Raw genomic sequence first — 22577 nt, 5'->3', positions numbered from 1 at the left:
TTTAGGGAGTAGATGTCTCGGTAGTAGATAGCGCTTCTTCTTCTAAAGCTTCGGCCTCAGCTTCGGCGGCGGCTTCTGCTTCACGGATAGCATCAAGGCGCGCCTTTTCTAACGCTTTGTGACGCTTAATTATTTTTAGCTGATCTGGGGTTGGCGGCATAATAGGGTCTTTATCACGCTGCACGACCCAATAGTCAAAGAGCTCTCGTCCGATAGGGGCGGCCACGGTACTACCGCCGCCGCCGTTTTCGACCAATACTGCTAGCGCAATAGTTGGGTTCTCAACTGGCGCAAAACCGGTAAACCAAGCATGATCCCAGTGCCGTTTATCCAGAGCCGATTTGTCATAGCTTTTACCCTGCGCGATAGACTTTACCTGTGCGGTACCGGTTTTACCAGCGATACGATAGTCTTTGGTATAAATACGGCGCGCGGTTCCACGCTTTACGGTATCTTCCATAGCATCGTGCATACGCAGCCAGTCGGATGGCTTTCCATTATAGTCGATTTTGCCATCAGGCTTGCTAATGACCTTGACAGGAGCCGCGCCTTCACTGCTTTTTAGTAGATGTGGGGTGATATGATTGCCTTTATTAGCCGTCATCGCAGTGGCGTTAGCGACTTGGAGCGGGGTGGCTAAAAAATAACCCTGACCGATACTCACCGATATCGTCTCGCCCGGCAGCCAGTCTTTATCATAGCGATCTTTTTTCCACTTGGGCGAAGGCATGATGCCAGATTTCTCATTAGGCAAATCGATACCGGTACGCTCTCCAAAGCCAAATCTAACCATCCAATCATGTAGGCGCTGAATACCCATCTCATAAGCAAGCTTATAATAATAAGTATCGACCGACATCATGATCGATTTTTTGAGATCGACGGTACCGTGACCGCCACGTTTCCAATCACGAAAACGGTGCGAGTCCCCAGGCAAGCTGAAGTAACCAGGGTCATAGATAGTGGTTTCCCAGTCGCGTAGACCGTAATGAATACCGCCTAAACCTGCAAAAGGCTTAATTGTAGATGCTGGTGGATACATTCCTTGCAGGGCACGGTTATATAGCGGCTGATCGATATCGTCGCGCAGGGCGCCATAGTCTTTGAATGAGATACCAGAGATAAACGGATTGGGATCGTAGCTTGGGTTACTGACAAAGGCGAGTACATCGCCATTTTGCGGGTCGATAGCGACGATAGCGCCGCGTCTACCATCTAGCTGCTCTTGCGCTATTTTTTGTAGGCCATAATCTAAGCTCAAAGTAATGTCATTGCCTGCGATAGGCGGCTTGGTTTCTAATTGGCGAATGATATTACCATGAGCGTCAGTCTCCACCGACTGATAGCCTGGCTCGCCGAGCAAGATATCTTCGTAATAATCCTCGATACCGATTTTGCCAATCAAGTCTGTACCTGCGTAACGATCCTTATCGATGCGCTTGGTTTCTTTATCATTAATCCGGCCAACATAACCGATCACATGGGCAAACAGCTCATCGTAAGGGTAGGAGCGGGTGAGCTTACTTTGAATAGTCACCCCCTGAAAAAAAGGCTTACGCTCGCTAAACTGCGCCAATTGAGTCTCTGTTAAATCGATTTTGACGGTGACAGGATCGCGCTTACTGCGAGACAGACGGGACAAAATATCGGTAATATCTTTATCGCTCAAATCAAAAATAGGTGCAAGTAGCGCAAGCACACGCTCAGGGTCTTCGACAATATCTGGGTTAATCATAGCGGTGAATACCGGCTGATTATCCGCAAGCAAGATACCGTTACGATCGTAGATATAACCGCGACTCGGCGGCGCAGATATCAGTTTGATACGGTTATTGTCCGCCTGCGTACTATAACGATCGTGAGCGTACACCTGCAAAAAACCATAACGCACTATCAAACCGCTCAAACCCAAAAATATCAGCACTCCAAGGATAATAATCCGCCGCATAAACATGCGATTGACCTGTTCAGTATTTGGAGTGAGTGGTTTATTCATAGCAGACAGGGACCTAAAACGAGAGGGGCGACACATACAGCGCTGAGCAATAACTAAGCAATAAAGAGTGCAGCAAATATATAGGATGCTGACAAAAATAACAATAATAATTTCAATCACATAGCGATTTTTTTGCGCTAAGTTATAATGTCAGCCAAGCTGCAAGGCGCAGATTATAACAGAGACTACTCACTAAATATAAAAGGATATAACCGTAGCAGGCTATAAGTTCACTAATAAGTGTCCAATAATGAGGATATGTTAATGAGTATTGGCTAATAAAAATTATGCACAGTGACGCTAAATAATGACTGATGTAAAAGGCCCACAATCTTGCTTTTAGCCTTACTCTTAGACGCTTACTTAACAACACTATTTTAGATGAGTAGAGCCAATTGAGCTTCACTAAAAGTGTCGCCTACGGTCATAACTTCCATAACCTATATGGGTGCTAAAAAATAGCAAGTATGTTAAAATCAGGCGGCTTTATGTCCGGTATCAAAACGGTATCAATGCAGTAAGACGGCTTATCATTAAGCCTAATAAAAAGTTATCAGTAAAAACGTAACCGTATAAAATCAATAGGCTGACAATAACCTTTATATAAGGGACGTGCAAAGTCATGGACGTAACCTCGATATGGCAGACAATCGCTGAGCATCCAGAATTCCTTGCTATGCTGACTATTCCGCCGGTGACTGCATTTGTCACTTGGGCACACGTATGGATGGCATTAAAAATGCTATTTTATCCCATCAAGTTTTGGGGTATTCGCATTCCTAACTTTCCCTTCTTTGGTTTACCAGGGATAGGGTGGCAAGGTATTGTACCGCGTAAAGCGGGTAAGATATCTGGGGTTATCGTTGATCAGACGCTCTCAAAGCTTGGCTCATTAGATGAGTTTTTTAAGGCGATGGAGCCTGAACAGATGGCTGTTTTTATTACCGAAAAGGTCGATGAAAACCTCGAGGCGCTCATCGATGAGATTATGCTTGAGCGCTCAGAGACGTTGTGGGGCAATTTGCCTTATGCCATCAAACGCCGTATTTATAATCAAGCGCACAAAGCCCTGCCAGAGATTATGCAAGCTTTGGTACTGGATTTGACCAATAACGTCGAAGAATTAGTAGATATGCGCCAGATGATCGTCAATACGATGGAGAACGATCGGCGCTTGATGGTCAATATGTTCTTACGGGTTGGGCAAAAAGAGATTAATTTCATTTGGCATATCAGCGCGCTCATTGGGTTAGTATTCGGCCTGATTCAGATGTTTATCTTCTTGTTTGTACCGCAGCATTGGACAGTACCGTTTTTTGCTGCTATTTGGGGGCTTTTGACCAATTGGATTGCTATTTGGATGGTGTTTAATCCTGTAGAGCCGCGCTTTATTCCTTATGTAAAGTTCTTTAGACGCAGTAGCCGCTTTCCGTTTGTAGTGCCGCAGCTACCGCATATTGCTCAGTTTCGCTTTCAAGGCGGTTTTATGAAGCGCCAAGAAGAGGTCTCTGAGGTATTTGCTGAGATTGTGGTCAAAGACTTGGTGACACTTGAGAACATCATGAATGAGATGATGTATGGTACGCGCGCAAACGATACGCGTGTATTGATGAAGTCGCACCTTTATGAGCTGTTAGAGACTCCTGTCATTAGGACGTCGCTGCGTATGAGCTTAGGTCGTCGCGAGTTTGGTAAGCTCAAAAACACTATCATCGATAAGTCGATTAGCGCTACGATGGTACCAATACGCGATCCTGAGCTGAACGAGAGCCGCGCTAGCAAAATTTTTGGTTTATTTCGTGACCGCATCCGCGCTTTGACCCCGCGTGAGTTTCAAAACTTGCTGCGACCTGCCTTTCGAGAGGATGAGCTGACGCTGATTGTACTTGGCGGTTTGACTGGGTTTTTAGCCGGTTGGCTACACTTAGTATTAGTATTTTTCCCCGCTGTGGGTTAGGTTTTTTATAGCCAAATACCTCGATATCCAAAGTAGGCTAAAAGCTGCGATAAATAACGCCCTACTCAAAAGACAATATAACTACTCAACAACTACTTAATCGCTGCATGTATTAAGTAGTTATAAATTATTGAACCGTACTATACTCGCGGCGACAAAATAAACGACGATGGTATCAAGCAAAACCTAAAAGATAAGCCGCTAAATGTAGCATGCTTATACCGCTTAATGGCGGTTTGAGGTTTTGCGCTAAAGTAGACAAGGTTAGACGGTATGTTGATCACAGAATTGGGTTATTTTGCCTTGCTTGCCGCTTTTGTGTTGGCAATATTGCAAGTTGTATTACCGACCATTGGCGTTATGCGTCATCAAGTCGCTTGGCAGCGCTTGGCACCAAGTCTAGCTTGGGCACAGTTTGCCGCTATGATTGTGTCATTTGCCGCGTTGATGGCAGGCTTTTATTACAATGATTTCACTTTGGTCTATGTGGCTCAGCACTCCAATACGTTGCTGCCTTGGTACTATAAGCTATCCGCAACATGGGGCGGGCATGAAGGCTCGCTGCTACTGTGGATGACTATCATGGCCAGCTGGTGCGCCTTAGTTTCCTACTTTAGCCGCGGTCTGCCATTATCTATGCGCGCGCGGGTACTCGTGATATTGGCAGCAGTGCAGCTGATGATGCTGGCGATGCTGATCTTTACCTCATCGCCGTTCGAGCGTACTCTACCTAACCTGCCGGTAGATGGCGCTGATCTCAATCCCGTACTACAAGACTTTGGTCTGATTATCCATCCGCCTATGCTTTATATGGGTTATGTCGGTATGGTAGTGCCTTTTGCGTTTTGTATGGCAGCATTATGGGAAGGGCGACTCGATGCGGTATGGACGCGTTGGTCGCGTCCTTGGGCGCTAGCAGCTTGGGGCTTTTTGACGATTGGTATCGCTCTTGGCTCTTGGTGGGCTTACTACGAGCTTGGCTGGGGCGGCTGGTGGTTTTGGGATCCCGTAGAAAACGCATCTTTGATGCCGTGGTTGGCAGGGCTTGCGCTGTTGCACTCGCTGGCGGTCACCGAAAAGCGCGGGGTCTTTAAAGCTTGGACTATTATGTTGGCTATTTTTTCCTTTGCGCTGAGTTTATTAGGGACGTTTTTGGTGCGCTCTGGGGTTATCACCTCCGTGCATTCGTTCGCCGCTGACCCGACTCGCGGTTTAGTGATTTTGGCGATTTTAGGTATTATCATCGGTGGCGGCCTATTGATGTTTGCGGTACGCGGTTGGCGCTTGACGGTTGAGAGCCAATATCAGCTGATATCGCGCGAATCGTTTTTGGTGATTAATAACGTCATTATCTTGATCTCAACCTTAGTAGTGCTTTTAGGCACGCTATATCCTATCATCGCTGACGCTTTCAATTTAGGCCAAGTCTCTGTAGGCCCTCCTTACTTTAACGCTTTGTTTGTTCCGTTAACTTGGCTGCTGCTGATAGCGATGGGCATGGGCTCTAATATCCGCTGGAAAAAAGACAAGCGGCCTTTATTAGGCGTGGGGATGGTCATCGCGGTCAGTAGTTTAGTGCTCGCAGCGATCATTGCCTACTTTGCTCATCCGTCCTCTATGCTCAATATCGGTGTGACGTTAGCAGTGAGCTTTTGGGTGCTTTTATGGATGGTGATTGATTTTAGAGATAAAACTAAAAACGCACCTAGTCTCTTTAAAGGTCTGCGTCAGCTGCGCCTGAGCTATTGGGGACAGCAAGTCGCCCATATTGGTGTGCTGATAGCGGTAATTGGGGTGGCGTTTACGACCAGTCTGAGCATCGAGCGCGATGTCGCGATGGCTGAAGGTGATACTGTTAATGTCCAAGGCTACGACTTTAATTTAGTGGACTTTCAAGAGATCAAAGCGAGTAACTTTGATGCCACACAAGCAACAGCGGCTGTCAGCAAAGACGGCCGAGCAGTGGCGACACTGACGCCAGAAAAGCGTACGTATATTATCAGTACCATGCCGACCACCGAGGCGGCGATTGATCCCAGCTTAATGCGTGATGTCTATGTAGCGCTTGGCGAGCCTATCGCTGAGGGCAGTAACGAATGGGCGTTACGTATCTATGTTAAGCCGCTGATTCGCTGGATTTGGCTTGGCGCGATTATTATGGCTTTAGGCGGGCTGCTGAGTATGCTCGATAAGCGCTACCGTATCAAAAAATCCAAAGGTGCTTTATTAGAAACCAGTAGTACCGACACCGCGCGTACGGTAGATACGGCAACGCTAGCAGCAAGTGCGAAGGAGAAGTAAGATGAAGAAAAAACAGTTAAAAATATGGTTTTTGATTCCGCTGCTGGTATTTATTGGGGTGCTTTATCTGCTAGGCAATCAGCTAGGTAAGCCGACTGAAGTGGTGATGAATACTGCGCTTGAGCGCCCAGTACCTGCCTTTGAGCTGCCTTTATTATCAGATACTAGCCGTATTGTGACGAACGATAATCTGCCTGATGAGCCTTTTTTGATGAATGTTTGGGGCTCTTGGTGCCCCACTTGCGTCGTTGAGCATCCTTTCTTGATGGAACTTGAGGAGCGCGGTGTTAATCTGGTCGGCGTCAATTATAAAGATGAAATTGGTGACGCGCTGAGTTATCTAAACCGCGGCGGCGATCCTTTTTCGATGTCTATTCAGGACTTAACGGGTCAGTTTGCTTTAGATTTGGGTTTAACGGGCGCGCCTGAGACCTTTATAGTCGATGGTAATGGCATTATTCGTCAGCATATTATTGGCGAGATTAATGAAGCCAACTGGCAAGACCGTATCACTCCTTGCTTGATGGTACTCAATGAAGCCAATAAGACCAATGCGGTCCCTGAGGCCAGTCAAGTTACGGAGGCCTGTCAATAATGACTCATATAATTCTGAAAGCCGCCGGCCTAATGCTCGCTTGTCTGTTTAGCCTATCAAGCTATGCGGCCATTGATGTCTATGATTTTGAATCCACGCAGCAAGAAGCGCAGTATCGCGGCCTTATCGAAGAGCTGCGTTGTCCAAAGTGCCAGAACCAAAACTTGGCAGGCTCTGACGCCCCTATTGCCCAAGACCTCAAGCAAAAGACCTTTGACTTGGTTAAAGAAGGGCGCAGCGATGGTGAGATTCGCAGTTACATGCAAGAGCGCTATGGCGACTTTATCAGTTATAAGCCGCCAGTGCGTCCATCGACTTGGATTCTATGGTTCTTTCCGCCATTATTGCTAATCGTGCTTATCGGCGGTTGGTTTTGGCAAAGTAAACGCCGACAGGCTGCTGCTCGCGGTCAAAGCCGAGTGAAGGTCGAGAGTACCGCTGCGGCGCTTACTCCAGCAGAAAAAGCAGAACTAGATCGTCTATTATCACGTGCCAGTGATAGTAATAGTACCAGTACTGATAGCACCGACCATGATATCTCAAGCCCAGAGGACAAAAAATGACCCTATTTTCTACTATCGGCTTATTTATTGCTCTAAGCTTATTTATGGCGCTGATTTTGGCGGTTATCGCTATTACTCCGTGGCTACGCGCCGCGCGTATCAAATCGAACCCAGTAGACAATCAGCTGCTCGATATCAACGTCGCGGTATTCCGTGAGCGTTTGGCTGAGCTAAAAAGCGATAAAGACAGTGGAACGATTGACGACACTCATTATCAAAACCAAAAGCTTGAGCTTGAGCGTCAGTTGTTAGATGCGCAGCGAGAAGTCACGCCTATGGTTGCGCCAGGTATCAAAAGCCGTCTGATTGTGATGGTTTGGGTGCCAGTATTAGCCGCTATGGCGTATCTGTTGATCGGCAATCGTACCCCAGTATTTGAGCTATGGGCAAGCGAGGACAAAGTCGGTCAAGTCGCTGATGATCTGTTGACCGGTAAAATCGATCAGCCGCCTGCTTGGGCGATTGAAGATGGCAGACAGCTTATCAGCGCGATGCAGACCAATGTCTATCGCCACGCTGATGACCCAGATCGCTGGATGCGCTTATCAGAGCTGTTCTTATCGCTAGAAGCGACGCCTTCTGCGATAGAAGCGCTGTCTCGAGCTTATCGCTTGTCGCCTGAAAACGAAGAGATTGCAACGAGTTACGCGCAGATTAGTTTCTTTGCCAATGAAGGCCGGCTTGATGCCAATATCCGTAGAGTACTGCAAGACGTGCTTGTCGATAACCCGCAGCACGAAGGCGCGCAGATGCTAATGGCCATGGGCGAGGCGCGTAGTAGTAACTTCGATGAAGCGCAAGGCTGGATTAGCCGTTTGCGAAACAGCATTGCTGCTAAGCCTGGCGATCATAGCCGAGCGCTTGCCAGCCTAGATGAGCTCAGCGCCAATATTAACGCGCAAAAAGCGCAAGCGGCGCAAGGTGTCGATGTTACGGTTGTGGTCAACTCAAGCTTATTGCCGCTAGTAAAAGGGGACGATGTGCTCTTTGTGGCGATACGTGATGTCAATGGCGGACCACCTTTCGCTGCCAAGCGTCTACCCATATCGGTGATTAAGCAAGGCGAAGCCAATATCAGCTTGAGCGATCTGGACGCTATGATGCCTGAGCGCACTTTAGCCTCAGCTCGCGAGCAAAAAACGCAGCTGGTAGTAATTGCTCGTATTAGTCATAGTGGTAATGCAGTTGCTGAATCTGGAGATTTATCCGGTAATCCGGTGGTGATCAGCACCGACCAAAACCAAGTCAATGTCGAGATTAATCAGCAAGTACCTTAAGCTAAATGGTCTTACGGTTAATATTTATGGTTATTACAAACAGCGTGTCAAAGCTCATTATTTGACGAGTCATATTGGCACGCAATTGCTTTACATGAACAGTAAAGTCATAGCAACTTTGGCAATATAAGATAAAAAAACTTGAGCTTTATAAACCCACAAGGTAAGGTATGGCTTGCAATTCACCAATCCCTATGTTTTGTAATTTTTTAGAATTTCGAAAACCCATCTATTGAGGAGAAACGTATAATGATGCGTATTATTTTGCTAGGTCCCCCTGGCGCTGGTAAAGGCACCCAAGCCCAGTTCATCTCTAAAGAGTATGATATCCCGCAAATCTCCACAGGTGATATGCTACGCGCTGCGATCAAAGAAGGCACTGAGCTTGGTAAACAAGCCCAAGGCGTGATGAATGCAGGTGGTCTTGTTTCTGATGATCTTATCATCAACTTAGTGCAAGAACGTCTCGCTAAGCCTGATTGTGCCAATGGTTGCATATTAGATGGGTTCCCGCGCACCATTCCACAGGCGCAAGCGTTAGCTGAAGCAAATGTCGCTATCGATCATGTGATTGAGATTAGCGTTCCTGATGACGAAATCGTCAAGCGTCTCTCTGGTCGTCGTCAGCATGCTGACTCAGGCCGTATCTATCATATTGACCATAATCCGCCAAAAGTTGAAGGCATCGATGACGTAACAGGTGAGCCGCTTATTCAGCGTCCAGATGATAAAGAAGAGACCATTCGTGAGCGTCTAGCCACTTATCATGAGCAAACCTCTGCTTTGGTCGGTTTTTATCAAGACAAAGCCAAAGAAGGCGCGGATACTCCTGATTACGATAAGTTTGACGGTACCCAAGCGATTGATGAAGTCAGAGAGCAAATCTTAGCCGCATTAAAAGACTAAACAGCTAGCAATAAGCTCATACTTGCTTATATCAATGCATAAAAAACCGCCTAACTCATGAGTTAGGCGGTTTTTATTTTACCGATTAATCGGTTTAAACGAGTCTATTTAATATAGGCTTACGCTTTACCTTGTGCGTCTACTTGAGCTTGCTCTTGGCTTTGGGCATAAGCTTGGTCAAAGTTGACCGGCGCTAGTAGCAACTGCGGGAAGCTACCACGAGTGACGATGTCGCTGATCACTTCACGCGCATAAGGGAACAAGACGTTAGGGCAGTACGCGCCTAAGATTTGTCCGATTTGGTCTTCTGGAATATCTTTTAATAAGAAAATACCGGCTTGGTGTACTTCGGCGATAAACGCTGGTGCTTCTGCGTTTTTAGCATTGACACTAACGGTTAGAGTCACTTGATAATGGTCGTCGTCTAACTTCTCAGCATTGCTTGATAGGTTGATATCTAGCTCTGGGTTCCACTCTTTGGTGAATACATCAGCGCCAGGTACTTCAAGCGACATATCTTTGACATAAATGCGCTCTAACGCCAGTTGGGGTTGTGCTTGTTCTTCAGCCATGGTATTTCCTCTAAAAATTAATAAATTAGTCGTTCAAAATAATGCGAAGTTATGCCGTTTAACCTACTAATAGCTCATCAAGCTTGCCTTGCTGATTAAGTTGATTAAGCTCATCAAAGCCGCCAATAAAAGTATCACCCACAAAGATCTGTGGCACGGTGCGGTAATTATTGGTTTTTTGCATCAAAGCACGGCGGTCATCGCTGCTGATATCATGCATACCAATCTCTTCATAGTCGACGCCTTTAGATTGTAATAATTGTTTGGCGTTTGTGCAATAGGGGCAGATTGGCGTGGTATATACTTTTACAGGAACCGTCATAATAAATCCTTATTTATAATAAATGAGTCGTTATGATGAATATCAGCTGCCATTATTGAGCAGTGTCGTTTTCATTGTCTTCAGTTATGAAGTGGGGCTCTCGGGTATAAATTCAAGCGGATAGCGATAAATGTAATAAAAGTTCACAATAACTGCGATTGCTACTTTTGTAAAAAAAGACATCATAGCTTTTTACGATAGCTATGATGTCTTGATATTTGGCGAATACATAATTGGTAAATACAAAGCTTGCTAAACCACAAATTTGTAAGATTGGGATCTACTATTTACTGAGCTTCGGCTTAGCTTTGCCTTTTTTGGCTTGCGCATCTTTTGGGCTCACTAATGGCATACCAGCGCCTTGCCAACCGCCAACGCCGCCTTCTAGACGATAAACGTTGTCTTTGCCGATCATCTGTATCGCCGCACCCGCTTGCACGCCCATATCACAAATGATAATCACAGGCTGCTCGATTGCGCGGATTTCTTCTATACGATCTTTTATTTCAGTAAAAGGAATATTGCGGCTACCTTGAATATAGCCGGTCTCAAATTTCTTTTTGGTACGAATATCGATCAATTGCGCATTTTGCGAGTTGACCAGCATCCCAAGCGTGTTAGGAGATATTTTTTTGCCACTACGTTTATTTTCAATGGTAAAAAACAATATAGCTAATACCGCCAAAATACCAAATAAAAAAGGGTGATTGCCTACAAATTCAAGCGCACGATCCACAACAGACCTCCAAAAAATTAGGGCTCTAGCAGACTGCGAATACAGCCCAACCATATCGAACCAGGCGCTATTATACCGATAAGACTCGTTATAGTAAACGGCCGATCAGAGCAAACCGGCGCTAGTATGGCTTAGTGTCCGCCTCTTCTCGCAAAGTGACCAGATTCTCAACGCGGCGCTGCAAGACTTCCCCATCTGCTACCGCTTGCCATAGCGCGCAGCCTTTGGAGTTATAAGTGTGCCGACAGTCGCGAAATTGACAATAGCCTGCTAGGGGAGCCAGCTCAATAAAGCCTGAAATAATATCTTCAGGGGTCAGATGCCAGATGCCGTATTCGCGAATACCGGGCGTATCAACGATGCCGCCAGCAGTCAAATCATCAGGGTTGAAGGGTAATAGCCGACTGGTCGTCGTGGTGTGCTGACCCAATTGTGAGTTCTCAGAGATGACATTGACGCTTTGCGCGGACTCCGGCAGCAGCGCGTTGATAAGACTACTCTTACCAACACCAGACTGACCGGCGAAAATAACAAGCTTATGATCGATATAGCTTTTGAGCTCACTGAGGCCTATTTGCTCGGCGCTCTCAGCGATATTTTCAGGGCAATCAACAGAGGTCAGCACACTCTCATAGCCCAATGCGGCATATTGAGTGAGTAGCTCACGGGTGTCAGCGTAGTCATCTTGCGCCAATAAGTCTGCTTTATTTAAGACCAGTAGCGGCTTCACACCAGCGTGATGACAAACGACTAAATAACGGTCAATCAATGAAGGCGCAGCAGCTGGCAGCGGCGCAAAAACAATCGCCAAAATATCGACATTAGCGGCGACAGGTTTGAGCTTATGGTAACGATCTGGGCGCGAGACTAAAGAGGTGCGCGGCTTGACGGACTCAATACGTCCAAAGCCGGTATTAGAGTCAGCCGTCCAGCGTACTTGGTCGCCAGCGGCGAGCATCGGCAGGTTGGTGCGTACATGACAGCGCCAAATGTCTCCAAGTGCAAGCTCTTGCCAAAAAGGCTCAGGGTCGTCGGGACCAATCTCTGGCGGCTCAGCAATAACGGCCGGTAAGCTGGTGACTTGCACCTCTAGCTGCTTACCGTAGTGCGCCATGACCACACCATCCATCAAGCTATCATCAATACTATCTTGACTCTCTAGTTGCTGCTTGTCTATGCGCCGAATCTGTTGTTTGGTGAGTTTGCGTTGCCGAATCAATGCCATGAGTGCTGCCTATAACGAAAATATTGCTCAGTGTAGCGCGAAAATTTGCTACCATACAGCTTAAGCTTAACAGGGGTTTTGTAACATTGTAAACACCGTTGAAGCGAAAGAAATAACGAGATATTTTAAACCTTAATAATAGGACGCCTTATGAGTAGCGATGACCATCCCAATAAGATAAAAATTAAGAATCAAGGCAAAAAGGGGCTGGTCTGGATAGACCTTGAGATGACTGGACTCGATACGCTCAATGATGAGATTATCGAGATTGCAACTGTGGTCACTGATGAGGATCTCAATGTGTTGGCTGAGGGGCCGGTATTTGCGATCAAAATATCGGATCAAAGGCTCAATCAGATGGACGAGTGGAATACTAAGCAGCATGGCCAATCAGGCTTAGTCGATCGGGTGCGCCGTAGCAAAGTAACACTAGCAGAAGCTGAAGCGGAAACGATTAAGTTTTTGAATAAATGGGTTGATAGTGGTAAGTCGCCGATGTGTGGTAATTCTATCTGCCAAGATAGACGTTTTTTGGCGCGCCAGATGCCGGAGCTTGAGCGCTTCTTTCACTATCGCAATTTAGATGTGTCGTCGGTAAAAGAGCTGTGCTTTCGCTGGCGGCCAGACATCTTAAAGAATTTTGAGAAGGGCGGTAGCCATTTAGCGTTAGATGACATCCGCGACTCTATTCGCGAGCTGAAGCACTATCGTCAGCACTTTTTTAAGCTAATGGAGTAGTGCAAGCTTTAACTTAGAGCACTTATTTTATCTTATGGCAACGCTAGTTATAGCAGCGCTATAGTCGATTCGCTCTAAAAATGGTATAGCGCTGCTGGGATGAATTTTGCGCAGCATCGAAGGAACGCAGCACGCAAGTAAAATTTATACCAGTAGCGTCTCTAAATTCATAACACTTTTATTTCGAACTGACTGTAACAAAAGCAGCTTAATAAGAAAAACCTCCAAGCCAGCTACTGACTTGAAGGTTTATTTTATTCTAAATCGTGAAAGCTACATATAGTTTTCGATGCCATCTATCAAAAAAGCGAAAGAGGACTCCACCCGACATTAGGGTGGAGGTGAATTTCGCATCACTGGCTAACCTCGCTGGTTCTGAATGTATTGCTTAATAATATCTAATGGCGCACCGCCACAAGAGCTTGCAAAGTAGGAGCGTGACCAAAGCACAGGCTTGGAATAAGCTGCTCTTAAATCAATAAAATCACCCCTCATTCGTCTACTTGTGACTGACTTCAAGTTATTAACCAATTTGCTTAATTGCACCGTTGGCGGATACTGGATAAGCATGTGGATATGATCTGCCTCACCGTTACATTCTTTTAACTCAGCATCAAAACTCTTGCACACCTCAGCGGCACACTCACTGAAATACTCGTGATGCAGCTCACCTAAAACTTTTTTTCGGTACTTAGTGATAAAAACCAAATGAACGTGGAGGTTAAAGGCAGCATGGCGGTTTTTATGTATCTCACTCATTGCAATAAATATCCTCAAATGCTAGTATTACAAGCATAATACCAAACACACACTCATTAACAAAGAACGCATTTATGAAAATCAACAAAGCGTATAAATTTAGGCTTGAGCCTAATGCGGAGCAAGAGATTATTTTAAATAATCTTGTCGGCTCTGCACGTTTTGTTTGGAATCAAATGCTGGCAATCTCATTTGAGATGTTTGCTAAAGATGAGTTTATCAATGCCACGAACCTTGTTAATAAAATCATGGATCTAAAGAGCAACCCTGATTTCGCGTTCTTAAAAACCAGCTCAAACGCTGTATCTTTACAACAAAAGGTACGTGATCTGGCATCAGCTTGGTCACGTTTCTTTGATCCTAAAGCACATGCCAGATTGAAAGAAAATAAAAAGAAACCTCGCAAACCCAAGTTCTTTAAACTGGCTGATGGCACAGAGATTCAACGACGACCGTTGATGCCACAATTTAAGCGCAAATCAGATGGGTATGACTCAATTCGCTTGGTTCAGTTTGACAAATACTGCCGTGTTGAGGGCAATCGAGTAAAACTGCCTAATGGCATTGGTCTGGTGAAGTTTAGAAAATCGCAAGACATCATTGGCACGATTAAAAACATCACCATCAGCAAGAAGTCAGGGCACTGGTACGTGTCGTTTGGCACAGAGCGCGAACTGACTGAAAACCCTCGCCACCCTGCCACAAGCGCTATTGGCTTGGATATGGGTATCAGCAAACTACTCACCACCTCAAACGGTCAGTACATTAAACCTAAGAACAGCTTTAAAGCCAATCAAGTAAAACTGGCCAAATTACAGCGTCAATTAAGCAGAAAGGTTCTGTTTAGCCAAAACTGGAAAAAGCAAAACCGCAAGATTCAAAAACTCCACAGCCACATTGCTAATATCAGACACGACTACTTGCATAAAATCACCACCAGCATCAGCAAAAGCCACGCCATGATCGCTTGTGAGGACTTGAAAGTCGCCAATATGTCGAAATCAGCCAGTGGCACGGTGGAGAACAAAGGTCGTCATGTCAAAGCCAAGTCAGGATTAAATAAATCCATTCTAGATCAAGGTTGGGGCATGATGGTCAATATGCTTGAGTATAAACAGCAGTGGCGCGGTGGGTTGCTGGTTAAGGTAAACCCACGCTACACTAGCCAAACCTGCTCTGAATGCAATCATATCGCCAAGGAAAACAGACAAACTCAGGCAAAATTTGAGTGCGTCAAATGTAGGTATGTTGCGAACGCTGATATTAATGCAGCTCGTAACATATTAGCGGCAGGACATGCCGTTTTGTCTGCGGAGGGAGGATGCAGTAAAGGTCGCCCGTTGAAACAGAAAACAAGCGACCTTCGTGAGAAAGTCGCCTAAGAGCATCTGCTTTTAGAATCCCCCACTTGAGCTTGGCGAAAGTGGTGGGAGTATGTCAACATATCAAAAACTACATATAGTTTTCGATACTTGGGCATGAGCACATAAGATTCTTATCGCCATAAACATCATCGATACGGCCGACGCTTGGCCAGAATTTGTGCGCGCGCACGTACGATAGCGGGAATGCCGCAACATCACGGCTATACGGATAGGACCACTCTTCATCAGTGATCACAGAGGCGGTATGCGGCGCGTTAACGACTGGGTTGTTCTCTAATGTCCAACCATCTTCACCAGCTTTGGCTTTCATGATCTCAGCTTTGATAGATTTGAGCGCATTGATGAAACGATCTAGCTCCTCTTTAGACTCAGACTCAGTCGGCTCAATCATCAGCGTTCCGGCGACAGGGAAGCTCATCGTTGGCGCGTGGAAGCCATAATCCATCAAGCGCTTAGCGATATCGCTCTCAGTGATGCCGGTGTCTTCTTTTAGCGGACGGATATCAATGATACATTCATGCGCCACTCGGCCGTTTTTACCGGCATATAAGACCGGATAGTCAGACTTGAGCTGATCAGCGACATAGTTGGCATTGAGCAGAGCCAGATTGGTCGCCTCAAGCAAACCATCGCGGCCCATCATCGTAATATACATCCATGAAATCGGTAGGATGCTAGCTGAGCCATACGGTGCTGCGGATACCGCTGAGCAGGCGTTTAGTGCATTATGTACTGGAACCACGGCATGGTTGGCTTTGAACGGTGCCAAATGCGCCTGCATACCGATAGGACCCATACCAGGGCCACCGCCGCCATGCGGAATACAAAAAGTCTTATGCAAGTTCATGTGCAGCACATCTGCGCCGACATCAGCAGGCTGCATAATAGCTACCTGCGCGTTCATGTTGGCGCCATCCATGTAGACCTGACCACCATGCTTATGAATGAGGTCACAGATGTCACGGATACCTTCTTCAAAGACGCCATGGGTCGATGGATAGGTAATCATTAACGCGCCTAGATTGGCACTGTGCTCTTCACATTTTGCCGTTAAGTCATCGATATCGACGTTGCCGTTGTCATCGGTTTTGACTACGACGACTTGCATGCCCATCATGATAGCGGTTGCTGGGTTGGTTCCGTGTGCTGACATAGGAATTAGGCAGATATTACGATTGGTCTCGCCTAAAGACTCATGGTAGCGGCGGATAGCTAACAGACCGGCGTATTCACCAGAGGCACCGGAGTTTGGCTGCATAGAGATATCATCGAAGCCGGTGATGGCTTTTAGCTGCTCTTGTAAGCTATCGATCATCTCGATGTAACCTGAGACTTGATCTAGCGGCGCAAAAGGATGCACATTGGCGAATTCAGGCCAAGTAATTGGCAGCATCTCGCTTGTGGCGTTCAGCTTCATCGTACAGCTACCTAGCGCAATCATGCTGCGGTTCATCGCCAAATCTCTATCCTCTAAAGATTTTAGATAGCGTAGCATTTCGTGCTCAGTGTGGTGCGAGTTAAACACCGGATGGCTTAAGATATCATCGTTACGCAGATACGTCTGATCTAGTGATACGCTAGCGGTTTCTGGTAGCTGATGAGAGGTATTAACAAACAACTGAGTCAATACTTTGAAGTCTTCTTCATCGCTGGTTTCACTAAAGGCGACGCTGATTTTAGTATCGTCAAAACGCCATAGGTTATAACCAATATTATCAGCGTTCTCAAAAATTTGGGTCGCTAGCTTTTCTGAACCACAATCAACGACAACAGTATCGAAGAACTGATCATGTACAACGCTAAGTTTATTTTCGCCATTAGCCTGTCTGATGACTTCTGCAAAGGCAGTGGCAAAAGCATGAATACGCGTTGCAATACGTTTGACACCGCTTGGACCATGATAGACAGCGTACATGCCAGCGAGGTTGGCGAGTAGGACTTGTGAGGTACAGATGTTTGAGTTGGCTTTTTCGCGGCGGATATGCTGCTCACGAGTCTGTAGTGCCATACGTAGCGCCGTGTTACCTTGCGCATCTTTTGAGACACCAATGATACGGCCCGGCGCTGAGCGTTTGGCTTTGTCAGAAAAAGCAAAGTAAGCGGCGTGTGGACCACCATAACCCATCGGAATACCGAAACGCTGCGTACTACCTAAAGCGACATCTGCGCCCATATCGGCAGGCGACTTTAGCAGCACAAGGCTCATGATATCGCTGACGACGCTGACATAGGTTTTCTTTTCTTTAATGGCACTGATAACGTCGGTTAAATCCTGAACATCGCCTTCTTTGCCGACATATTGGAAGATCGCACCGAAGTAATCGCCTGATTTTGCCAGTTCAAAGTCGCCAACGACTACGTCCCAACCAAAGTACTTAGCGCGAGTCTGGATAACGTCTAGTGTCTGCGGATAAATACGTTCATCAACAAAGAACTGCGTTGACTTGCTTTTACTCATGCGTTTAGACATCGCCATCGCTTCAGCAGCTGCCGTCGCTTCATCAAGTAGGGAGGCGCCCGCCATCTCAAGACCCGTCAGATCAATACACACTTGCTGAAAGTTTAATAAAGCTTCTAGGCGGCCCTGAGCAATTTCGGCTTGATACGGCGTGTAAGCGGTGTACCAACCTGGGTTTTCGAGCACGTTACGCTGAATGACCGCTGGCATACGTACTGGCGAGTAACCTTGACCGATATAGCTCTTATTCACAGTGACGTTATCTGCCATCTTGCGCAGTTTGGCAAGCGCCGCATGCTCACTCATCGCCAGTGGTAGATCAAGATCTTTATGCAAACGTACTGGCTCTGGTACCGTATCGTTAATAAAGCTTGCCATGTCTTGATAGCCAATGGCGCTCAACAGATCAGCTTGCTTGGTTTCGTTTGAGCCTAAGTGGCGATAGACAAATTCAGACTCATTAAATAAACCTTTAAAGGTATCGAACGTCGGTTTTTGAGAAGTGGTCATGACAGTCCTTATTAGCGTTTAAAGTAAGGGTAGAAAGATAAAGTCATTTATTACGCGACTTGTTGTTAGTAATTTAGTAGTAAAAGCGAGCTCAGCGTCGCAATATCGCTATGATCAATAATGCGACTTCATTTTATTAAACGTAATGTACAAATTGCTCTTGCTCGAAGCGAAACTGCGAACTGTAGATGCCGTTATCAGCGCGCTCACCGGCGCCTATCATCATAATGATGTGATGATCGTCGGTCAGCTTAAGTAGTCGCTTCATCGCCGGCTCATCGAAACCGCCCATCGGGCAGCTATCAAATCCATGCGCCCTGAGAGCTAGCATGAGGTTTTCGGCGGCGAGGGCAGTATTGTTCGTCGCCCAGTTTTTGACATCGTCAAAGGTATAATAAGGCGTCTTGATAGGGCCTTTGACTTGTCTAAAGACTTTGGTCGCGCTCCATTTGGCAGCAGAGATGACATTGGCAGGACCACGTAAGAAGTCTAGTGCAACCACTTTGGTATAGTAGTCTTTGACCTTTTTTGGCACTGGCTTATCTGGATATTCATCGAGGATTTGTTTGGCATGATCGTGCCAAATATCGGTACGTGCCACGACGGCTATCAAGCGCGCGGAAGTTTTCGCCGCGTTTTGATTCATGCAATTCTTAACGGCGCGTTTACGCTTGTCTGGGCTGTCAATGACATAAAACTCCCACGGCTGTAAGTTACTTGAGTTCGGCGCTAGCATCGCCAAACGTAAGCAGTCAGCCATAACCTCATCAGGAATAGGCGTGTCAGTGAAGCGGCGCACTGAACGGCGCGACTCGACTACTTGAGTAAAAGCTTGTAGTTGAGGAGTATGCTCCGGCATGGCTAAGGTGTCTTTAGTAGAGTTGGCGCTTTTATTATCAGTACTCATGTCAAAGTCCGTGCAAGTGTCGTTAAAGTGGGCAAAATGCCTAAGTCCGGCATGTATAGATAAGATAGGGGTAGGCGTTCAAAACCTAAGCTGTATTATGATAAAACGTGATAACACGTAATATTTAGATAGTGCTTGCGTATACTATTTATCTAGTAGGTAGGTATTACGCAGCAGACTTATAAGCTCAAACGTACAAATGTACAAAAGGTTTAAAAATAAGGGCAGATATTGACCTCAGAGTCTACTGGTATAGAACCTACTGACACCAATACCTGCAAAACCTTTTATATAAGCTATGAGGGCTTAAGACTTACAGCTCGTTCTCATACTCTTCAGCACTTAGTAGCGCTTCATAGTCGTCCATATTGTCCGGCTTCATTCTAAAGAACCAACCTTCGCCATACGGGTCTGAGTTAATGATTTCCGGATCGTCTTCTAAGGCTTCGTTGATAGCGACGACTTCGCCTGAGATAGGAGCGTAGACATCCGAGGCAGCTTTGACAGATTCAACGACTGAGATCTCATCATCAACAGCGATAGTATCGCCAACATCAGGTAGCTCAACGAATACCACATCACCTAACAAGTCTTGGGCGTGGTCAGTGATACCGACAGTAACCGTGCCGTCGTCTTCTAAACGTAGCCATTCGTGGCTGGCGATATATTTTAGTTCTGCTGGGACATTACTCATAGTTCTCTCCTAAAGAGTAGCGGGTGGTTTATAATGAATGCAAACTTTATCATCAGATAAAGCGGATAGCCAAAGCTGACTGTAATATTATCAGTGATGGGACTGGCAAAACAAATAGTATTAGTCGAATTGCTGCTGACCGTTACGCACAAAAGGTAGCTTTAATACGCGTACATCGACAAACTTGCCTTTACCGCGCAAGTCGATCTGTACCGTATCTTCCTCTGAGAGGCTAGCGGGTACGCGAGCGATGGCAATAGAGTTTTTGAGACTAGGGGAAAAGGTGCCACTAGTGATGACGCCGGTCTGCTCATTGTCAGTGCCTTGGTTAATGGTCACTTCCATACCTTCGCGCAGCACCCCGCGGCTAGTCATAAGCAGGCCAACTTGCTTCATCGCGGTATTATTCTTTTTTGCCTGCTTACGCTTACTGACCAAAGCGTCGCGGCCGACAAACTCACGCTCGTCTTTTAGCGCCAGCGTCCAGCCCATATTGCACTCGTAAGGACTGATATTATCATCCATATCATGACCATAAAGGTTCATACCCGCTTCCATACGTAGGGTATCGCGAGCGCCGAGGCCAGCAGGCTTAATGCCATTATCTTTTAATAAGTCAAAAAAGGCCGGCGCGTCATCACCGTGCATAATGACCTCAACGCCATCTTCACCGGTGTAGCCGGTGCGCGCAACGAACCAATCTTGGCCTTCGATATGGCTCAAATCCGCACCAACAAAAGGCTTAAGACCTGATAGTGTCTCTGACCAGCTTGGCTTGGCTTTGGCTAGTTTTTCAACCGCTTTTGGACCTTGTACCGCAATCATGGCAAGCTCTGGGCGTTCTGTTAAAGTGACCTCAAACCCTTCAGCAACGTTATGGAACTGAGCGATATCTTTGTCGCGAGTGGCGGCGTTAGAGACGATGCGGTACTCAGTTTCGGCCTCATTCATTAGATAGACGATTAAATCATCGATAATACCGCCTTGCTCATTTAGCATCGGCGAGTACAGCGCTTTACCCACGGTTTTGAGTTTAGCAACATCATTCGCTAGCAGCTTTTGTAGCCAAGCTTTAGCATCAGCGCCGCTGATATCGACGACGACCATATGCGAGACGTCAAACATCCCAGCATCGGTACGCACCGCTTCATGTTCTTCTATTTGTGAGCCGTAATGAATAGGTAGCTCCCAACCTGAAAAGTCCACCAACTTGCCGTCGCTATCGACGTGCGACTGATACAGAGGGGTGCGCTTAGGGGCTGAAGGTGTTGCAGAGTCAGTGTTTTGAGTATTAGAGTCAGTCATAACAAATCCTTGTAGTTACGCCGCCTCTACTATTTATCAGTCAAATCGTAAGTCAATAATAATCAAGCTAATGACGATTACAGAGTTATCAAAGTCATTACTAGTGGATCTTAGGGTGAGCGATCCAATAATGACAATTTATTGATTAATAGTATAAAGGAAGCAAGTAAACCATAATGAGAGGTAACCATACCAACGACACCGTTGGCAATAAAAAGGGTGGCACAAAATAAAGCTACGCAAAAACACTAGCAGTGTCAATTGCATATAAGCCCTATCTGTCCTGTGACCTGAGATTTTCAATACGCTATTGAGTCCTCACTTTTATAGTGAAAAGGCAACAGCGTATTTTCTCCCCTTCGGTGGATGAAGCTCTATAAGTCTTCACCGCTCTCCAGATTTGTTATGCCCAGTTGTGTGCTGTGATAATAGTTTGGATATTTAAGCTATTATCAAGTCGTAATAATAGGCATGAGTTTTTCAGTCCTTTTACCTGAGCGATTGGCAGGGTGGATGCGCCTTCGGTGGTCTTGTCATTGGTCATAGCTACAGGCTATTGCCATAATGATAAAACTCTCTCCTGAAAAACCCTTTTATTATGAAAGGTTCCCCGCTGTTTTACAAGGCATCTTGGTGTTTAATTAAGCGTTTAATCAAAATGAATCATTTAACCGTCTTTTTTTGAGACGTTAAGAGGCTGGTTGTCCTTTACAGATATTGTTTTAGGGTTAGCAGTGCGGTTGAGCTGCTATCAGCTCAGCGTTTCGCGCAATAAAACGTAAAGCCACTACAGATAATTAGTCAAATTATGCTAGGCTACAGCCATAACTTTGATAAATATTTTACAGATAGGTAATGGTTATGCATTGTGACATTTATAAATTCCCTAAACATCCAGATATGTACGTTTACATAGCGCGCCCTGATTACCCAGATGACACCGACGAGATCAAAGATTGGCTCAGTGTACTACCCAAAGACTTTCGGGCAGGGCTAGGCACGAGCAAGTTTGTGATGCATTTAGACCTTAGTAATACCAAGAAGCTTGCACGAGTCGATAAAGAGGAAGTGCTGGCTAAGCTACAAGAGAAAGGATATTTTGTACAGATGCCGCCTGCGGACGTGATGCGCCGGCAGGCCGAGATGCGCGCAAAAGAAGCGCAAGACAATAAGTATGATTAGAACATGTCGTACCTTCACAAGTCGTGATAAAATAGCCTTTTAACATATAGTCAATCAATATTAAAAGTGGTACAAGGCAGACGAGTGCAAGTACTACAGTAGTAGGCTAAACGAGTCTAACGCTGTAACACTTTAATAGTGGTTCGACTATAGTGCTTTTTAACATAGTGCTTTAGTGCAGTGTTCAAA

Annotated in this window: 19 protein-coding genes and 2 riboswitches; of the genes, 9 read left to right on the top strand and 10 right to left on the bottom strand. The window is 46.0% G+C overall.

The features are described 5' to 3' along the window. Position 1: 1 nt before the first annotated feature. Positions 2 to 1996, bottom strand: coding sequence for a penicillin-binding protein 2 (mrdA, locus tag W234_RS0112350; protein ID WP_025647141.1), 1995 nt, complete (start codon positions 1994 to 1996; stop codon positions 2 to 4). A gap of 622 nt (positions 1997 to 2618) precedes the next feature. Between mrdA and W234_RS0112345 the strand changes: the two genes are divergently transcribed. The 6 genes from W234_RS0112345 (at position 2619) to adk (ending at position 9595) form a co-directional block, all read left to right on the top strand. Further along, positions 2619 to 3953, top strand: coding sequence for a membrane protein (locus tag W234_RS0112345; protein WP_025647140.1), 1335 nt, complete (start codon positions 2619 to 2621; stop codon positions 3951 to 3953). 273 nt (positions 3954 to 4226) lie between these two features. Continuing rightward, the gene (locus tag W234_RS0112340; protein WP_025647139.1) at positions 4227 to 6254 is read left to right on the top strand and encodes a heme lyase CcmF/NrfE family subunit; all 2028 of its coding nucleotides are present in this window, start codon (positions 4227 to 4229) and stop codon (positions 6252 to 6254) included. A gap of 1 nt (position 6255) precedes the next feature. Continuing rightward, positions 6256 to 6849: a DsbE family thiol:disulfide interchange protein gene (locus W234_RS0112335; protein ID WP_025647138.1), complete on the top strand. Its 594-nt coding sequence runs from the start codon at positions 6256 to 6258 to the stop codon at positions 6847 to 6849. Positions 6850 to 6881: 32 nt separating this feature from the next. Further along, a complete protein-coding gene (locus W234_RS0112330; RefSeq protein ID WP_413771584.1) occupies positions 6882 to 7412 on the top strand; it encodes a cytochrome c-type biogenesis protein in 531 nt (176 codons plus the stop codon). Continuing rightward, entirely contained in the window at positions 7409 to 8689 is a 1281-nt protein-coding gene (gene ccmI, locus W234_RS0112325) for a c-type cytochrome biogenesis protein CcmI (RefSeq protein ID WP_025647136.1), read from the top strand. Before W234_RS0112330 ends, ccmI begins: the two co-directional genes overlap by 4 nt. A gap of 252 nt (positions 8690 to 8941) precedes the next feature. Further along, complete coding sequence (adk, locus tag W234_RS0112320) at positions 8942 to 9595, top strand: adenylate kinase (protein WP_198013365.1); 654 nt, start codon at positions 8942 to 8944, stop codon at positions 9593 to 9595. Between the two features lie 119 nt (positions 9596 to 9714). Here adk and secB read toward each other — a convergent pair whose 3' ends face one another. The 4 genes from secB to rsgA all read right to left on the bottom strand — a co-directional run bounded on the left by secB (position 9715) and on the right by rsgA (position 12450). Then, the gene (gene secB, locus W234_RS0112315) at positions 9715 to 10167 is read right to left on the bottom strand and encodes a protein-export chaperone SecB (RefSeq protein WP_025647134.1); all 453 of its coding nucleotides are present in this window, start codon (positions 10165 to 10167) and stop codon (positions 9715 to 9717) included. A 58-nt stretch (positions 10168 to 10225) separates the two neighbouring features. After that, positions 10226 to 10489, bottom strand: a complete 264-nt coding sequence (gene grxC, locus W234_RS0112310) for a glutaredoxin 3 (RefSeq protein ID WP_025647133.1) — start codon at positions 10487 to 10489, stop codon at positions 10226 to 10228. A 283-nt stretch (positions 10490 to 10772) separates the two neighbouring features. Further along, complete coding sequence (locus W234_RS0112305; protein ID WP_025647132.1) at positions 10773 to 11225, bottom strand: rhodanese-like domain-containing protein; 453 nt, start codon at positions 11223 to 11225, stop codon at positions 10773 to 10775. A gap of 121 nt (positions 11226 to 11346) precedes the next feature. Continuing rightward, positions 11347 to 12450 carry a ribosome small subunit-dependent GTPase A gene (gene rsgA, locus W234_RS0112300; protein WP_025647131.1) on the bottom strand — a complete coding sequence of 368 codons (1104 nt, stop codon included), beginning with the start codon at positions 12448 to 12450 and terminating at the stop codon, positions 11347 to 11349. Positions 12451 to 12600: 150 nt separating this feature from the next. Here rsgA and orn point away from each other — a divergent pair, with 150 nt between their 5' ends. Then, positions 12601 to 13188, top strand: a complete 588-nt coding sequence (orn, locus tag W234_RS0112295; RefSeq protein ID WP_025647130.1) for an oligoribonuclease — start codon at positions 12601 to 12603, stop codon at positions 13186 to 13188. 360 nt (positions 13189 to 13548) lie between these two features. Here orn and tnpA read toward each other — a convergent pair whose 3' ends face one another. Then, positions 13549 to 13947, bottom strand: a complete 399-nt coding sequence (gene tnpA, locus W234_RS0112290; protein ID WP_025647129.1) for an IS200/IS605 family transposase — start codon at positions 13945 to 13947, stop codon at positions 13549 to 13551. Between the two features lie 74 nt (positions 13948 to 14021). Here tnpA and W234_RS0112285 point away from each other — a divergent pair, with 74 nt between their 5' ends. Beyond that, a complete protein-coding gene (locus W234_RS0112285; protein WP_025647128.1) occupies positions 14022 to 15329 on the top strand; it encodes an RNA-guided endonuclease InsQ/TnpB family protein in 1308 nt (435 codons plus the stop codon). Positions 15330 to 15399: 70 nt separating this feature from the next. Here the strand turns inward: W234_RS0112285 and gcvP are convergent, their stop codons facing one another. The 4 genes from gcvP to gcvT form a co-directional block, all read right to left on the bottom strand. Next, complete coding sequence (gene gcvP, locus W234_RS0112280; RefSeq protein WP_025647127.1) at positions 15400 to 18300, bottom strand: aminomethyl-transferring glycine dehydrogenase; 2901 nt, start codon at positions 18298 to 18300, stop codon at positions 15400 to 15402. 136 nt (positions 18301 to 18436) lie between these two features. Next, the gene (locus tag W234_RS0112275; RefSeq protein WP_037059828.1) at positions 18437 to 19207 is read right to left on the bottom strand and encodes a nitroreductase family protein; all 771 of its coding nucleotides are present in this window, start codon (positions 19205 to 19207) and stop codon (positions 18437 to 18439) included. Between the two features lie 313 nt (positions 19208 to 19520). Then, positions 19521 to 19901 carry a glycine cleavage system protein GcvH gene (gene gcvH, locus W234_RS0112270; RefSeq protein ID WP_025647125.1) on the bottom strand — a complete coding sequence of 127 codons (381 nt, stop codon included), beginning with the start codon at positions 19899 to 19901 and terminating at the stop codon, positions 19521 to 19523. Between the two features lie 120 nt (positions 19902 to 20021). Next, positions 20022 to 21206 carry a glycine cleavage system aminomethyltransferase GcvT gene (gcvT, locus tag W234_RS0112265; RefSeq protein WP_025647124.1) on the bottom strand — a complete coding sequence of 395 codons (1185 nt, stop codon included), beginning with the start codon at positions 21204 to 21206 and terminating at the stop codon, positions 20022 to 20024. Positions 21207 to 21474: 268 nt separating this feature from the next. Continuing rightward, positions 21475 to 21614, bottom strand: a riboswitch (glycine riboswitch). Positions 21615 to 21677: 63 nt separating this feature from the next. Next, positions 21678 to 21799, bottom strand: a riboswitch (glycine riboswitch). Positions 21800 to 22067: 268 nt separating this feature from the next. Between gcvT and W234_RS0112255 the strand changes: the two genes are divergently transcribed. Next, positions 22068 to 22388 carry a YcgL domain-containing protein gene (locus W234_RS0112255; RefSeq protein ID WP_025647123.1) on the top strand — a complete coding sequence of 107 codons (321 nt, stop codon included), beginning with the start codon at positions 22068 to 22070 and terminating at the stop codon, positions 22386 to 22388. Positions 22389 to 22577 lie beyond the last annotated feature (189 nt).

Origin of the sequence: Psychrobacter sp. TB15, from assembly GCF_000511655.1 — a bacterium.
Classification (GTDB): domain Bacteria; phylum Pseudomonadota; class Gammaproteobacteria; order Pseudomonadales; family Moraxellaceae; genus Psychrobacter; species Psychrobacter submarinus.
The sequence above is the reverse complement of the archived record's forward strand: the minus strand, read 5'-3'. Positions and strand labels throughout refer to the sequence as shown.